Origin of the sequence: Marinobacter sp. F4218, assembly GCF_019443085.1 — a bacterium.
Taxonomy (GTDB): Bacteria; Pseudomonadota; Gammaproteobacteria; order Pseudomonadales; family Oleiphilaceae; genus Marinobacter; species Marinobacter albus.
Genome location: NZ_JAHZIL010000002.1, coordinates 442,920 through 459,945, shown reverse-complemented (window position 1 = coordinate 459,945; position 17,026 = coordinate 442,920). Strand labels below are relative to the sequence as shown.

The following is a 17,026-nucleotide window of genomic DNA, read 5'->3' as shown; positions in this document are numbered from 1 at the left end:
GCCCTACCGTCCGAATCAACATGGTGCGTCCCACAGGAGCTAACCTTTGGATTACCCGCAGACGTACTCATGACGGGCGTCTCATGTTACAGCTCTTACACAGATCATGATGTCGGTAGTTTTCTACAAGAGCCGCATAGCGCTCGCCTTTGATCACTTCCTTGACAGAGGTATCCATCAAATTTCCAAATTCGCCAAGAGACTTCCGCTGTTGATCTGGAGCACAACAAACATTGAACCGTCCCGTTGGGTCTACCCAGATCTCTTTATTTAAAAAGGGGCATTCACCATCCGGCGCTATGTCATCAAGATTCGCCAAATCGAGCTTAAAGAAGTTATCCAATCTGAGGCGGGAGCCACCTGATCCTGCGTGTTCTTCAACAATGGCCTCACACTCCTCGACGACACGGTTCCACTGGGTAGCGAAAACGATGTCATTCCTCAGACTTTGCGCTTCCAACTCCGGAAAATGAGCCCATAGCTGATGGCCTTTAACTCGGTCAAAGCCCATGGATGCCGCCAAGCGAACCATATCCGGAATCTCATGAAGATTCTGGCGCATAAACGTCAGCTGCATGGTCATTGAGCAGTAGTTGTGGTCGCCTAGCTCATCTCTAACCGCGATGAATCGTTTGGCTTTGCTGATATGCTCATCCAACTCAGCCCCAAGCATGATGTCTCGGTGGGTTTGCGAAGTCGCTCCGTTCCAGCTTATTTTGACATCACTGCCGATTGGCACGATGCGCCTCGCCCAGTGTTCGACACTTTGATGTTTCTGGGGGCCGGGAAACGTTCCATTAGTGGTCAAATTTAGCTTCAGGCCTAACTCATGGCAAAGCTCCAGAAACATTTCGAAATGCGGGTAAAGGAGCGGCTCCCCCATCGTTGAGGGAATAATCTCGCGGAAACCCAGTGCCGCCACTTCCCGGACCACTTTTTCCAGCAACCCCTTTTCCATGATGGGGCGGATACGACCTTGAGCGCTGCGTGTCGCTCTATCATCGCCATACGGCGAGTGATCCTCGCACATGACGCAATTCAGGTTGCAATAATCTGGGTTAGTATCCAGCGTCGCCCGCCAAAAATCCGGCTTTAAACTCAATTCATCACTCGCTTGTATTGCTCTTCCAGATCCATCACGTGGGATTGAATGTCGGGAATCTGACCGTCGTCACTGAATAGATAACCCCTTTGCCCCAGTTGGTGGGCCAACTCCGGGGCATCAACAAGGCGCTGCATCTGCTGTGAGAGAGACGAAACATCTCTGTGTTCATACAGCAGTCCATTCACTTCATGCTGGACGTATTCGCCCATTCCACCGGCGTCAGCTGTTATCACTGGCACTCGGGCTTGCTGAGCTTCATGAATCACCAATGGAGAGTTCTCGACCCAGATCGACGGCGTCACAATCGCATCCGTTTTGTCGAAGACATCTTTTGTGATCTGCTGGTTCTTGTATTCTGGCATCCAATGAATCCGCGCCTGTTTTTCAATAGCCAGCGTGTTGGCGATGGCTCTAAGTGCGCGGCTATCCTGGCCCCTGTCTCGTCCCCAAATTCGGAGTTGGCAGTCGCCTTTAACCCGGCCAAACGCTTGAATTAGCTGATGGATGCCTTTGGCGGGAATATGGGTTCCGATATAGCCAAAAGTGAATGGTTCATCCGGCATCCTGTGGCGGTCGGCCATTCGGCTTCGATCAAATCCGTAATCGAGATAGATGCTTTTCGGCTTCGGCAGCCCAAAATCCGTTTCATACCTGGACTTCAGATAGCGGGACGGTGATATGAACAGGTCGACCTGATCGACAACATCTCGAACATGGGCCATGCGTCGTCCAACCCAGTTTTCCCAGTATGCGACGTCGTGTTCGAACTCATCCTCTGCCCCCGAAAAATAGCGTGAATAACATTGTGTCGCGCATTTCCGATTCTCTTGGCCGTCGCATGCCGCCCACAGATTATCCTCATCGGAATGCATCTGCATAAATTGACCACGCGGGCACATGAGCCAGTAATCGTGCAGTGTGTAGACCACCGGGAGGTCTCGACGCTTGGCTTCGAAAACCAACGAGGTCGACAAATGGTTCAAATGCCCGATATGGACGACATCTGGCTTGATTTGATCAAGCAGCTCTGCGAACCGTTGGTCGATAACGGAAAGCCGGTATCGATCACGATGGCGGGGGTTATTGACCAGGTGGACTAGAATTCTCGGCTGGTCGTGATCCACGTCCTGCCTCATCGATCCATCGGGCCTGAACGAGTCTTCTTCACGGGTAAAAACATGAACCTCATGCCCCAGCTCGGCAAGCGCATGACAGATCGTTTGTGAGTAGACCTCAGACCCGGCGTTGTAGAGCATGGGATAGCCGTGGATTACCTTGAGAATTTTCATGCTGTTTCAATCAACGAAGCGTTAGTTTGGAATGCTTTCACTAGAGCGCGAATTCCCTCGAATGGCGTGATTCTGGCCTCCCAGCCCAGCAGTCTTTTTGCTCGCTCGGGGTTCCCGATAAATCGTGCTACATCATAGGTGCGCGATGGTGCGGCAACGATGCTGGAGTCTGAGTCGGCAGCGTCCACGGCAATGTTGGCGGCCTCAAGCAAGGTCGTTCCAATACCTGGAAGCAGATGGATGGGCGGCAAATCGTGTTCATTAGCATTGAGCAAAGCTACGAGCTGCACTATTCCCCTGACCGTGTCCTCCACGTGAGTAAAATCAAAAAGGTGGTCAAATCCGTCGACTCTTAGTGGTCGGCCCTCGGCGGCATTTCGACAAAAAGCAGGTAAAACCCGGTCTTCATGATCCTCAACACACCCATAGACGTTAGCAAGCCGAACGACCGCCGTATTCAAGCCCTCAAGTCGAGCTTCTCGAGCGTATTGCTCCATTTTCGCCTTGGCTCTTCCATAAATGTTGACAGGACATACTGGCGCATCTTCGGAAACCGGTAGTCGATCCGGCTCCCCGTATACTTCCCGACTGCTGGCCAACAACACCCAGGGTTTTTGTTTGCACTGTGACGCGATATCCAGAAGTGAATGACTGGCCATCGCGTTTGTCTGCCAGCAAAGGGACGGATTCCGCTCACCCCATATCACTCTTGACACAGCTGCAAGATGCACTATCCCAGAGACATTGGAGATGACGGAACGAATAGCCTCTGGCTGGGTGATGTCACCACTGCCGTCCGCAATATCGAGCCCGACAACCTGGTAATCCGCTGATTTAAGACGAGGCACAAGATGTCGTCCGACGAGGCCTCGGTGACCGGTCATCAGGATTTTTGTCATGACCACGAACCCTTAGATTCAGATGAGTGGGGTTTCAGAGGAGCAGTCCAGACAGCTATAGCTGCCAGACAGGTAACAGCGATTAAGAGGAAGATTCAAAACCTATAAAAGGTTTACAGCTTCTTTGATGGTTTTGCGTGTTATGGGTATCGCGCGGGAAGTTTTCTCAGATTCGGATATCCGTAACCGTTGGTTGCTCCTTGCTCGTCAGCAATATACTGAATCCTATAAGGAAAAACCAGTTTGCTTGGCAGTTCCCCTACAGAAAACAAAGGTTCAACTGACCTGCTCGCCGCTAGTTAAACCGCTTGCTATTCGGATTGAGTCGAGGCTAGAAAACATCGCGGTTGTTTGTGGGGGAAGCGGATCTCCAAAACCCGCGACCTGGCCAAGGCCGATGTGGTCGACTACATCAAGGTTTTTTTTATCACCGAGTCCGACGTCATACCAACTTGGGTGGCGTCAGCACAGAGGGTTTTGAAATGGCCTCCGTTTGAGACTGGGGCTTGTCATACTTATCGGGGTAGGTCCACTTCGGTCGCAAAGCGAACATTCGGATGAGACGTTTAACGCTGAACGAAGCGGCGCGTCTCACGCGTCCGCCTTCCGTGACTTGTTATAGCTCCGGTGTAACAATCTTACAGTGGCCATTAATTCTAGTGCTCATAACCCCGTCAACCGAATACTCGAGGGTTCGCCGGTTTATTGATAGCAATACTTCTTTATTAAAGGCAGTATCAGTGACGACTCCCTCACAGGTCAGATAAATCAGATTTTCTGAGGCAAAGACATTTCCCGCTAGTAAGGCAAGCACCAGACTAAACAGTCTCAAACCAGCCTCCTTAGGAGCCATAACGCGCAGCAACCAATTCACCGGCAATACTCATTCCTAGAAACATCACTGACAATTTGACCCTTTCCCCGTTTCGGGTCCAGCCAGAGTTGGAAGAATCCAGCTCCTGACCCCGCTTGGATTGGAAAAACAGCGCACAAAGCGCAACAAGCTCAATGACTAAAAGAAGCGTTCCCACAGGCTGGCTGGGACGACGAATTTAGTACTTTGTGTGGTCGTCCACTTGCTGCGGTTTGGGCTGGCCTCCGCGCGTAAACGGTTCACGGGGTCGTTCGCAAACTGTTCACGTTCTGTATCGGTCCAAACCAACGCGCCAAGTTCCCAGGCCCAGGCAAGTGGGACGACGTGGTGGGCATTTATCGCGACGACGCTGAAACAGGTAAACCAACAATCAGGGAAAAGACTATTCGAACTTTGGAGTGATACAGATGCCTGCTGATCTCGCGACAGCCCGGGTTACTGTTCTTTTTCACACAGCTACCCTGATACTTTGATTGTTAGTTTATTGCTCAAAATTCCAGGCGGGCACCAGAGCGATGAGCGGGCCTGAATCGAATAGATACCCTCTCTGGAGAACTTCAGGGTTCGTTCCCCACTCTCAGTGAAACCGAAATCATATGAGCCATCATCAGGTTCAATTTTCCATTGAAGATTTAGCGCCACATTGCCCTCAGATTCAGGGGGCTTCGAAGTAAAAACGCAACCACCCTCTGAATCGACCTCTCTCACTTCGATAAAACCGCTACTTCTTCGTTCCGCATTCAATAGAATATCTTTACCTACCCGGGCTTGTTTAACTGAAATTGCAATTTCTAAAGACTGTTGGAATTCAGGCCCCGGAATATACATTTTTGCTGGCTCCTGATCAGAACACCCATTTAAAAAAAATACCAATAAGAAGCAAACCGCACTCAATTGGTTATGTATTTTCATATAAAATTACTCCCCAGGACATACAGCTCTTGAGGAAGATGCTGTCGGAATAGCTATAACGCCAAACCACATATCCTCAGGATCGTTCGCCCTCACATTACACTTGCGATATAGCTCTCCTAAGTGACGCCCCGACCTTTGATTATCCGAAGACAAAATAGGTCTTAGAGATACACCGTGAAAACCGTAATTGCCTGGGCCTCCTTCATGTGTGCTCCTGAAAGGATATTCATCGCAGTCCAAACCAGAAAATAATCCGGTAGCCCCCGCACACTCATCGGAACCCTCGTACCAACCAGAAGGATGTTTTGGGCTTAACCTACTCAATACCACAGGCTTACCGGTCATCTGGGCATCCAGAACATGCGTAGCCGATTGTGGGACATCGCTTCCCAAGAATAATAAGGGAATACTTGCCCGGCAGTCTGGATCTTGAGATCTCGCACACATATTTGCGGCGATAGTGCCAATCCTAACGTCTGCCGCTGTGCGCTCTCTTTTCATCACGTTTACATCGGCGTCGGTAAAGCTGTACCGAAGGGCCGATATGAACGCGATGCCAGCTGTGTTTACCGCAGCGTTCGCTAATTCCGTACTTATACTTAAACGTATGCCCAAACTCATGAAGCTGTTTCCGCTCGGGTCAATATTGTTAATAGGGTTCCGTCCGGCATACAAATACTTGTGCAATGTCACCGGGTCACTATCGTGCCCCATCCACGTATCCATCTGAGTAAACCGACCCACACTCTGGTCGTAATAGCGTGCCCGGAGATAGTACTGCTCCAACCCCGAATCCAGCTGTTCTCCGGCGTAAAGGTATTCGTTCTCGGTTTCGCCGGACCTGGCCAGCAAGGTGCCGAAGGCGTTGTAGTAGTATGAATCGGTGACTGCACTACTCTCATCCGCTAATGCCCTGGTCGAACCATGGCCGTCATAGAGGTAGTACGAGGTCGCTCCTGAACGCTGTTGCGCCAGCAGATCGTCTCCGTACGTGTAGCTGACCTCGGTGGTGCCATTGTTCACTTCTGCCAGTACCTGGGCGTAGTTTCGGTTGCTGTCCACCACGAACTGGGTGGTGGTGCCGTTCTCGGTCCGGCGGGTACGAATACCATCCGCGTTGTAACCGTAGCTCGCGCTGTATCCCGGACGGGCTGTTTCCACCAGCTTGTTACGGGCGTCGTAGTGGTACCGGGTGACCTGGCCGCTTTCGGTTTCGGTCAGGGTGTTGCCGTTGGCATCGTAGGTGAAGCTGGTGCTGCCCTGCTGGGTCACCCGATCGTTGGCATCGTAGCTGTAGGCGGTTTGTACGCCGTTGATGGTGCTCAGGGTGCGGTTGCCAACTTTGTCGAACCGGTACTCGGCACTGTGGTTACCGTTGACCGGGTCGTTAACGGTCTCGCCCGTTAAGCGGTAAAGCGCATCGTAGTCGTACGTGGTGCTGCGACCATTATGCAGCTCCTGCACACCAATACGGCGGCCCGTCGGATCCAGGTCGTAGCGGTAGTCCGCCACCACGGCATCGGAGGCATTGGTGGTGGTCAGGGTCATCAGTCGATTCAGGGCGTCGTAGCCGTAGGTAGTAACGTTACCGTTCGGGTAGCTGACGCTGGCGCGGTTGCCCACCTTGTCGTAGCTGTACCGAGTCTCGCCCTCTCCGTCACTCACCGAGGCAAGCCGGTTCAGCTGGTCGAAGCCGTAACGGGTGCTGCGGGTCTGATCGTCAGTGGACACCTCCAGCTGCACCCGGTTACCGGCGTGGTCATAGCCGTAGGACAGGACCGAGCCGTCGGTCTGGACCTCTTCGACCAGCCGGTTCAGGGCGTCGTAGCGGTACTCGGTAGTGCCTTCCGGTGTGGTGGCACTCAAACGGTTGCCCACGGCGTCATAAGTGAAGCTCTCCACGGTCCCATCGCCATAGATCACCCGGGTCAGGCGGCTGTTCAGGTCGTACTGGTAGCTCGTGGTCTGACCGTTGAAGTCGGTATGGCTCAGTCGATTACCGGCTGCGTCGTAGCTGAAGCTTTCGGTCTGGCCCATGGGCAGGGTCCGGCTCAGGACCCGGCCCTGGCTGTTGTAGGTCCAGCGGGTGATGCGGCCTTCGGCGTCGGTCTGGGCCAGCTTGTTGCCCGCGGCGTCGTAGCTGTAAGTGGTGATGCCATCGAGCGCATCGGTCACCTGAATCAGACGGCCCAGGGCGTCGTAGTCGTAACGGGTCACGCGGCCGTTCTGGTCGGTGCGGGAGATGCGCCGGCCCAGAGCGTCATAGGCCTCGGTGACTTTGCTGCCGTCGTGATAGAGGGTCTCGGTACGCTGATCCAGTGCGTTGTAGGTATACCGTGTGGTATGGCCATTGGCATCGGTTTCACCGATGAGGTTGCCATCGGCGTCGTAGTCGAAGCTGTGGCGATTGCCCAGAGCGTCTACCACGGCGGTACGGCGCCCGGCGGCATCGTACTCATAGTGCGTAACGTTACCATTGGCGTCGGTCTCGCTGACCACCCGGCCCGCCGCGTCATAGTCGGTGGCGGTGTGGCTGCCATCGGCGTAATCGGTGCGAACCACCCGGTTCAGGGCATCGTAGGTGTAGCGCGTGATCCGGCCCAGGCGGTCAGTCTCGGTCGCCACGTTGCCCTCGGCATCGTACGTCTTGTAGGCCACGGTACCGTCCGGGAAGTAGGTCTCGGTCATCCGTCCGAAGGCGTCATAGACGTATTCGGTTCGGCGGCCCAACGGGTCGACGGTCGCGGTCTGATTGCCGACCACGTCGTACTCGCTGTAGACCGTGGAGCCATCCGCGTGGTGAGTCTCGATGACCCGGTTGTTGGCGTCATACACGTAACGGATGGTTTCCGCCACCGTACTGCCACTGACCGTGCGTCCGCGAGTCTCGGTCAGTACGTTGCCGTTGGCATCGTAAGTGAATCGAGTGGTCTCCCCGCGCGGGTTGGTTTCGGTCAGCTTGTTGCCGTCATCGTCGTAGGTGTAGGTGGTCGCGTTGCCCTCGGCATCTACGCTCTTGGACACCAGACCCTCGGCATTGATGTGATTGCCGGCGGTTTTGCCGCTGGGGTCTTCAACAGTCAGCAGGTTGCCCACACTGTCGTAGGTGTTGGCGTACTGATTGCCCCGGGCATCGGTGATGGTCAGTTCCTGACCGCGGGTGTTGTAGGTGTACGCCACCGTGTTACCCAGCGCATCGGTCTGGCTGAGCTGGTTGTTGCGGTCATCGAAGGTGGCCGCGGTGCTATGGCCCAGCGGGTCGAGCTGGCTGAGCTGGTTACCGCGCTCGTCGTAGTTGTACTGCCAGGTCTGGCCGGCGGCGTCCACTTTGGTGGTGACGTTGCCGCGGTCATCGTAGTAGTAAAGGGTAGTGTTGCCGCGACGGTCGGTGACCACGGATTGGCGACCTTCAACGTCGTGGTTGAAATCCGTGCGGTTTCCGTCACTGTCTTCCTGGGCGATCAACCTCCCATTCTCATTGTAGATATTACGAACCAGTGTTCGGCCCAGCGGATCAATGATATCCAGAAGACCGTGGTTACGGTTGTAGGTGTACTCAGTAGCATTGCCTTGCGCGTCGGCACTGGTGACCAAGTTGTTATCCCCATCGTAGAGGTAGTTCAGTTGGTCGCCTTTGGGCGTGGTGATCGTCTTGATGCGGCCATTGCTATCACGCTGGAAGGTCACCGCCTTCCCGCTGGAGTGGAAGATCCCATCGTTGGTGTACCTCAACGTGTGGCCGTTCGGATCCACCACCTTCTCAATGCCGAAATCCTGATTGAGTGTGTAGGCATAACCAGCCTGAGTAGTAAGCAGGTAGCGCTTAGGGTCCACTGGGCTTGAGAAAGTTCCGGTTTCAAGCAGCGTGCCATTTGCATATCGCGCTGTGCTGTCGTCGAGAGCCTTCAGAGTGGACTGGGTATCGCCCTTCGGTTTGAAGTCCAGGGTGACATCCTTAATGACCTGATATGTATTGCAACTTGGTGCAGCGCCCACTTCGAAGCGTTCTACATCGCCGGTTGGCAAAGTGACAGTCACTACTGGCGCACCGAGAGGTTCGATACAGAAGTCGGTGATTAGGTTGAGTGGGCCGCGCTTGTACTGGTTAACAGTCCAGTAGCTGCCCAGAGCTCGAGACTCCTCTACCCTTGCGTCCTGATAGCCAATGCTCCAGCCCTGTCCGAAGTCGAGTGGCTCAAAACGCTGGCGACTGTCGTAGGTTCGGGTCACACGAATGGGTATACCTGCTACCGGAATCGACAGGTCCTCCAGGGTAATGCTGAAGTTACCGACTTTAAGGTCGCCTTCGACTTGCAGGGACATCATGTCAGAACCAGCCAAGCCGTTGACATCCAGTGCCAGAATAGCCACGTCGTATTGGCCGTTCATCAGGAGGCTGGGGTCAAAAGTGGCGACCGGAGCTGATATCTGGCTTGTAGTCCCTTCTGCGATGGTCTGCCACTGATCTTTACCCTTCGGGGTAATTATCACCTCATAAACCGCCAGATTATCGTCCTGAATCGTGGCGATAATGTCCGTTGGGGCGGTGATAATACTGCCCTCCTCCGGGCCTTCCAGCGTAACGACTGGTGCAACGGTATCGCTGTCATCAAGAATGGTGACATATGCGGTCTCCGTTACTGTGTCCTCAGAATCAGAAACCACAGCGGTAACTGTGTGGCGCCCGGTGCCCGTGGCGGTCCAAGTAGCACGCCCGTATGGGCTTAGGGCCAAAAGCTGGCCATCTACCTCAACGGACTGACTGAAATCACCACGGCCGCCCTCGGTGAAAACGTCAATGGTGACCATTTCACCGGCATCCACGCTATCCGGCGTGACCAGCAGGGTCACAGCCAACGGCAAAGGCTCTTCCTGAACCCTGATACTCGTATTCTGGAGAGTTCTCCCTTTGCCATCATCGGCGAAGTAAGAAATGTCGTGAATACCCAGCTGGTCTTCGGTCGGCGTCCAAGTAACCAATCCGGAAGTATCGACCTGCATGCCATCTGGCTGAACCATGGTGCCGTAGGTCAATTCATCGCCATCAGCGTCCGTCGCGACGAGCTGGTACTGATAAATTTCACCTGCCACGGCCTGTGTGCTCGGCCGACTGGTAATGTCCGGATAGCTATTCTCACTCACTTCAACCGCATCCAAGGTGAAGCTTTGGGTGGAGTAGGCTTTGCCATCGGAGACGCGGATACGCACAGAATGGGCAGCAACCTGATCGCTGGCCGGAATCCAACGAAGTTGGCCGGTAGAGTTGAGTGTCATTCCGGAGGGGGCAGCTTCAAGCGAGTATGTCAACGCGTCGCCGTCTGCATCCCGGGCAATCACGTCGTACTGGTACTCTTCGCCAACGAAGGCCGGAGATGTAGGAGTACTTCTGATCTCCGGGGCTTCATTGGACTCTGCCGGCGCATTGACCGCAATTCCGAAGGATTGAGTAGATGCCGCGCCTCGGGCATCGGTGACTCGGATTACGACGTCGTGAACTTGACCTGCTTGAGTTCCCGCCGGGGTCCAGCCCACCTGTGAGCCACTCAAAGTCATGCCATTTGGAGCTTGGTCAAGGCTGAAGGAAAAGGCATCTCCATCGTCATCGATGGCTGCGACCGAATAGATGTAAGCCGAACCCGCCAATGCCATAGTTTCCGGCGAACTGGTAAATTGCGGAGGATGATTCGCGCTCTCGTTGACCGGTAGCGTGAGCTTCTGCCCTACTTCACCTCCACGGCCGTCACTGACCAGGATTTCAACGATGGCTGTTTCGCCAATCCATTCAGATCCTGGCAACCAGCTGAATAGTCCATCGGCACTGATTGTCATGCCAGATTCCTGCGCGGCCAGAGAGTAAAACAGCGTATCTCCATCTGGGTCGTTGGCGTTTACATGATAATCAAACCGCTGGCCAGCGTAGACTGCACCGCCAGGAGTGCTGGTGATGGTCGGTGGCTGGTTGTTGGCGTTCGGATCCTGCACTTCGATCAGGAAGTATTGCTTGCTCGATGCGCCACGGGTATCCAGTGCCGTCACCTCTGCGGAGAACACACCGGACTGATCCTCAGCGGGGGTCCAGCTTATCTGGCCACTAACACCGTCGATGGTCATGCCTGACTGAGAGCGGCTAAGCAAATAGACGACTTCGTCACCGTCCGGGTCTCTCGCATCGGCTTCGTAATAGTACGTCTCTCCCCCGCTAATGCCCTTTGGCGGCTCCGATTCAAAGATTGGCGCCAGATTATCTGGAGGTGTGACTGTAACTACGTGGGTCTGTTCGGCGACTGCTCCGGAGAGGTCTGTCGCCTTTACATTGAGAGTATAAACCCCCTCTGACAGTGCCTCCGCAACGAGCTTTCCGGTACGTTCGCCCAGCTCAAAACCTTCTGGAGCATTCACCAACTCGAAGCGATGGGCATCTCCTTTGTCGGGATCGGCTACAACAAACTCAAAACTGTAGACTTCGCCCGAAACAGCGTTGCTTGACGCAGCACTGGTGAATTCTGGTACATCGTTCGAGTCCGCCATGGATACGGCAAACTTCTGAACATCAAAAAGACCTGCTTCGTCGTAGGCCCGCGCATCTACCACGGCGGCAATTGTTTCATTATTGTCGACCGCACATTCCACTGCGTTCTCGGGCAACGTTACTTCTGCTTTTATCGCCTGAACAAGCTTTTCATCATCTACCGTCAGACTGACAACTCGTTGTTCCCCTGCTTCAAGCCCATCAAGGGTCACTTGTCCCAGGTCAGTTTCGCCTGACCAGGAGTGATCATGCACAAAATTAACGGTCAGTGGGCCGTCCACCGGCGCCAAGCCTCGGTTCAAGACGTTTACGGAAATGGTGCTCGTCGCCTGGTCATATTGGATGCCGCTGACTGTGACATCTGGCAATGCGAGGGCATCCCTGTCCGGAAAAGTGTTCAGCCGGAAGGTATTGTGGGTCAGCCAGCTTGGGCTTGGGGACCTCGGCACCGTTAGGTCATCATTGATGTTGTTTATGCTATAGGCATGCTGGTTCCAGATGGAGCGGGTCGGAGCCCAAGAGTCGCTTTCGTCCTCGAACACACGAATCCCGGAATAGTTACCTCTGCTGTAACTATTCGAGATAACGACGATTTCCGCGTGACCATCATTATCTACATCAGCGACGACAGGGAGTTCGTAGGTCGTGCCACTCGTGTTCTCTATTTCGTAGATCACCTGGCCCGTGGGACCGTCATAAATCCGCAGATAATACTCATCTGCATAGACGACTTCCGCTCGACCGTCGCCATTGAAATCGAATACCGACGATCCGGTCTTATGGGACGAATTATCACGGGTTGGCGATTGCCAGACGATGGCGCCATCGGCACCAAACACAACGTATTGGTTCGCGCCTGCGACTCCAATTTCAGGAGTGCCATCCCCGGTTAAGTCTGCGATGGTCGGTGGCCCCCCCCTTCCTCCTCCGGGGATAGCCTTATTCTCCCAAATGACTGATCCATCGTGATTCAGGAGACTTACATAGCCGGCATGTACAGCCGCTATTTCCGGCAGTCCATCAGAATCCATGTCTCCAACGGCAGAGAATCCATCGCCACGATTAAATAGCAGTTGTCCATCATGACTGTACGCCCCTCGACCCGCTACAACCTCTTGGAAGCCATCACCATCTAAATCTGCCGCAAAAGAAAGAGGTCCAGCGCCATTATCTCCAGATGGGCCTGATGCCCTCCAGCTCACTTGGCCCATGTTGTCGAAGACGGTATTACCCACGACTATTTCAGGGACACCATCCTGGTTCAAATCAGCAATGCTGGCGCCACCCCAGCGAATCCTCGGCCGGTAGCTCGAGGTCCACTCGACTCTCCCCTCGTGAGAGAACGCTATGATTCCGCCTCCAGGGCGTGGCGTAACAATTTCAACAAAACCATCGCCATCGATATCTGCCGCCGCTGGAGAGCCCTCCGGCAAAACGCTGGCACTGGCTGACGTCCAAATCGCCTCCCCGTTTTTGGCCCAGATAGCCCTCAAGTAACCAGAGCTATAATAATACCGGCTACGGAAGGTCTGGAAGATAATTGCTATGTCGTCTCTCGTGTTTACAACACCATCACCATTAGTGTCATAAAGCGGCACAGCAATCGGTGCATGCATGACCTGATCATAGTTGGATGCAGGTTGCCCAGATACATCCCAACGCCATTTTTCAACTGGATTTAGAGATCCCAGGTTCGCTTGCGGTTCACCAATACATAGGAAGTTCGAATCTGTTCGGTTGTCTACCCAAGGGCTCCCTCCCGCCCAGGAAATCGATCCGGTATCCGCTACAACACTCATCCCTTCTGGCGCTAATTCCAGTCCGTATGAGAGAACGTCGCCCTCATTGGGATCAACAGCCTCCAGATCATAGTCGTAACCTGAACCCTCAACACCCGCTACGATGGCGGGACTGACAATCTCGGGTGGGAGGTTCTTTTCAATAATCAAGGCGAAGCGCTGCTCTACCGTAGCACCCCTGAGGTCGGTCACAAGGACTACAACCTCATATTCACCTGGCTCAATGCCGCCCGGGGCCGATGTGAAACGCCCTGTCCGCTCGTCAAGATAAAGGCCTTCGGGACCAGAAATGATTTCATAGGTATGGGCATCGCCCACATCGGTATCTGATACCTCAACCTGATACTCGAAGGATTGTCCACCCTGCAAAGCTGTCTGGGGCTCGCTGTCAATCACAGGAGCTTCGTTCACGTCCTCGACATTCAGGGTATAAATCTGGGTGTCCGCAAGGCCGTCCGGATCGGCCACATGGTGACGGACCAAAGCCGCGCGAGTGATGTTGTTTTTGATCTGACACTCTTCAATGGCTGCACCAGGATTGAGTACCACGGTGATGTCATCGGTCAGCTCATCCTCGCTGACAACGATCGTAACGTTAGACTTGGCGTCGCTGGTCAGCTGCGCCACCTGGGCAGAGCCGAGTAACTGCCCCTCTTCAGAGTTGCCGGAATAGAATGAGACATCCAGCGGTACGCGAATATCTGCAAGACCAAGATTAAAGAGCTCGACACTCAATGAATGTACACCACTAGTACTTTCAGAAAGGGATACGTGACCTAGTCGGACGTCGGGATTACCCAAATGGTCAAGAGCAACCGGGAGATAAGCCATAACCAGGCTGGTGGTCGCCAATTTAGTGGTAAACAGGCCGCTTGTGGTATCCCAGGTCCCACCCGCCTGTTGGTGGTCCAATAGATATTCTATTGTGTTTAGAACCACCGGATCGGTCAGTGCCGGGTCTTGGTAATCCAGGGCCAGCCCCACCCAGGCTGAGGTGAGAGGATCGCTCTGGCTGCCGGAATGATAGCGTGACCAGCCGCCATCCTCGCGTTGGCGGTCTCGAAGTTGCTGGTCAAGAAGGGAAATCGCGGCCGAAATTCGGGACTCTATTTCCTCACCGCCAACAAACGGTGCGATTTCTGCGAGGCCCATAAGGCGGAATACGCGCTTCAGACTGTCGTTTTCATTCGTGTTCAGCCCTCCCAAAAGATGTTCCGCTAACGCCGGCATCATCATCCGATAGGCATGGGCAATCTCGAGTTGATCAGACGTTTGGGACTCCATCCCATCGAGATCATTGAGGTATCCCGCGGCTGCCTGCGCTACGAGCGCCGTGATCCCAAGGGAATCGCGCAACCATCCGCTGTTATGGTCCGTTGTCCAGTACGACTGATTGCCACTTACTGTGACCCGATCAAGGAAGAAGTCCAGCCCGTTCTGGCGAACCAGGAAAGTCCGGGAACGATCGGGCACCGCATTAAGCGCCCATAGAGCGAACGCTGTTTGATTCTTCGCAAATTGGGGATGCGAGCGGCGGATAGAGCCATCATTCAATTGGCTAGATAAAATTTCCGTCAGCAGATACTCCGCAGCCCCTTCATCCACATCGGCCTTGGCTTTCGAAGATTCCATACCCAAAAGGCTCTGGGTCTGGATATGACAACCAAGGCATCCGTTCTTCTTGTGCCAAGCAACCGACTGCGGAGCAACATAGTTGCTGGCATCGGCAATGGAAGCCTTTACGCGATGGAACAGCGGGGCGATGTAACTGATCCCCGAAGTGTCGTCACCCTCTTCATAGACCTTCACGCTACCGCTTGGCACCACATAACACTGTTGATTGAAAGTGGGTACCGATTGCGTGAATTCTGGCTGGGGTAACCAGTGAATCACTCCGGACGCGCTATCGATGGTCATGCCAACCGGACCACGGTCTAAGGTATGAGTCAGCTCATCCTCGTTCGGGTCTTCCGCGACGACGGGATAGTTGTAATCTGCCCTTTCAGGAGTGGCAATGATCGGCGGACTGGTAATCACCGGTGGAAGGTTCGGCTGAATTACATTGATGGTGATGTTAGCCGTCGCCCGGAGCTCCCCGTCAGACACCTCGTATTCGACTACCTCTAGGCCTTCAAATCTGGGATCCGGGGTATATACCAGCTCCGGGGCCTTCCCTGTGAACTCTCCATTGACCGGCTCATCGATCAGCCGGTATTCGAGAGTTTCATTGTCAATATCTTCACCCAGAAGAGTGACAACTACCGGGTCCCCTCCTTCGGTCTCTGCAAAGACATCCTTTGCCGTGGGCGCATCATTGACCGGCGTTACCGTCAGATTATATGTGGCGGGCTGGGAATCCAGCTCTCCATCGTTGGCAACATATTCCAGTGAGTCCGGTCCGAAGAAGTTGGCCTCTGGCAGATAAAACACGCCATTGTCAGTCTCGACGACTTCGCCGTGTGTGGGGGCGGTCACCACGGTAAATGTAAGCGGTGAATTTTCGATATCGCTGCCGGAGAACGTCAGCGGGATTGCGGTATCTTCGGGACCGGTGGCTGAGCGGGGATCGGCTACCGGAGCATCGTTTACGGGCAATACCTCAATGCTGACGGTAGCAATACCAGAGAGTTGTTCGTCATCGTGTACCTGAAACTCCAGGCTGTCGTTACCATTAAAATTTTGGACAGGCGTGTAGGTAACTCGTGAGCCTGATTGCTCAATCTGACCGTGCTCTGGCCGAGCCAGTATCTCGTAAATTAACTCGTCGTTATCTGCATCCTGAGCCTGTAGCTCAAAAGTAACCGGTGTGTCCTCAGGTGTGGTGATATGGCTGTCGAGTGATTCAGGACGATAGTTATAGCAGCGTGTATAGCGTTCAAAAGTAAAACTGATGTAGCCCTTGCCGTTAAGGGCATAGTCATTCAAGCGAATAACGGCAAAACGCACGGTCTCGTAGTTGAAGCGGGAACCCTGTGCCTCCACGCTCCCCCAAACCGGAACGATAAGGTTGTAGTCCAACAGGGAGTCAAGATTTGAACGTACAGCGTTACTGTTTTTGACACCGGGTGAACCCTCCACCCAATCACCAATATTGATCTGAGTATCGAAGGGATTAAAAGGATTTCTGTAGTTTTCGCTGGTTCCAGGCGGAAAAAGTGCTTCAGCTAGCATGTTGACATCATTACTTCCATTCCATGACAGCCAGCTGTAATTCCCAGGGCCGGTGCCCGTGGGAATATTCTGAAATTTCTGCCCCGGGGTCGCGGAGGAAAGTACAGAACTGGAAATGGCTATGGGATAAAGAGAGCAGGAATCTGGGCTTATGACGATGTCATCAGTTTCTTGGAACTGCTCAGCATTTACCAAAGAAAAAGACGTAACTAACCAAGCGAGCGCGAAACCGCGCGCGTACTTATACATCATCACAACTTCCCTGTATTAATTGCACGACTGGTGCAGAGCCCAAATTTGGCCCGAAGTATGGCAGGTCAGAATTTATCGAGGACTGCCTGGTTCACTTTTTCTAGATGTTTTACATTCTTTGACAAAGACTTGGGCGGCGGTGGAATTAAGGTAGGGCTTTCAAAAGGACTTGAAAGATTGGAACGTTGTCATT

General features: G+C 53.7%; 6 protein-coding genes and 1 pseudogene. 1 reads left to right on the top strand and 6 read right to left on the bottom strand.

What is annotated here, in order from left to right; genetic code table 11:
- Positions 1–67: 67 nt before the first annotated feature.
- From K0B93_RS02520 to K0B93_RS02510, 3 genes are read right to left on the bottom strand one after another with little or no spacing between them, the layout of a single operon-like run.
- On the bottom strand, positions 68–1,102 hold the full coding sequence (locus K0B93_RS02520; protein ID WP_219865674.1) for a radical SAM/SPASM domain-containing protein: 1,035 nt from the start codon (positions 1,100–1,102) through the stop codon (positions 68–70).
- Positions 1,099–2,394: a glycosyltransferase gene (locus K0B93_RS02515; RefSeq protein WP_219865673.1), complete on the bottom strand. Its 1,296-nt coding sequence runs from the start codon at positions 2,392–2,394 to the stop codon at positions 1,099–1,101. Before K0B93_RS02515 ends, K0B93_RS02520 begins: the two co-directional genes overlap by 4 nt.
- Positions 2,391–3,293, bottom strand: a complete 903-nt coding sequence (locus K0B93_RS02510; RefSeq protein ID WP_219865672.1) for an NAD-dependent epimerase/dehydratase family protein — start codon at positions 3,291–3,293, stop codon at positions 2,391–2,393. Before K0B93_RS02510 ends, K0B93_RS02515 begins: the two co-directional genes overlap by 4 nt.
- A gap of 360 nt (positions 3,294–3,653) precedes the next feature.
- Between K0B93_RS02510 and K0B93_RS02505 the strand changes: the two are divergent.
- Positions 3,654–3,790, top strand: a pseudogene (locus K0B93_RS02505) (IS3 family transposase); the annotation flags it as partial.
- Between the two features lie 515 nt (positions 3,791–4,305).
- Here K0B93_RS02505 and K0B93_RS02500 read toward each other — a convergent pair.
- From K0B93_RS02500 to K0B93_RS02490, 3 genes are read right to left on the bottom strand one after another with little or no spacing between them, the layout of a single operon-like run.
- The gene (locus K0B93_RS02500) at positions 4,306–4,596 is read right to left on the bottom strand and encodes a GmrSD restriction endonuclease domain-containing protein (protein ID WP_219865944.1); all 291 of its coding nucleotides are present in this window, start codon (positions 4,594–4,596) and stop codon (positions 4,306–4,308) included.
- A gap of 27 nt (positions 4,597–4,623) precedes the next feature.
- Positions 4,624–5,079, bottom strand: a complete 456-nt coding sequence (locus tag K0B93_RS02495; RefSeq protein WP_219865671.1) for a hypothetical protein — start codon at positions 5,077–5,079, stop codon at positions 4,624–4,626.
- 6 nt (positions 5,080–5,085) lie between these two features.
- On the bottom strand, positions 5,086–16,833 hold the full coding sequence (locus K0B93_RS02490; protein WP_219865670.1) for an Ig-like domain-containing protein: 11,748 nt from the start codon (positions 16,831–16,833) through the stop codon (positions 5,086–5,088).
- Positions 16,834–17,026: the final 193 nt, after the last annotated feature.

Bases quoted from the DNA above. Each gene is read 5' to 3' on its own strand.
- K0B93_RS02515 (WP_219865673.1), bottom strand. From the start codon at position 2,394: ATGAAAATTCTCAAGGTAATCCACGGCTATCCCATGCTCTACAACGCC.
- K0B93_RS02510 (WP_219865672.1), bottom strand. From the start codon at position 3,293: ATGACAAAAATCCTGATGACCGGTCACCGAGGCCTCGTCGGACGACAT.
- K0B93_RS02495 (WP_219865671.1), bottom strand. From the start codon at position 5,079: ATGAAAATACATAACCAATTGAGTGCGGTTTGCTTCTTATTGGTATTT.
- K0B93_RS02490 (WP_219865670.1), bottom strand. From the start codon at position 16,833: ATGATGTATAAGTACGCGCGCGGTTTCGCGCTCGCTTGGTTAGTTACG.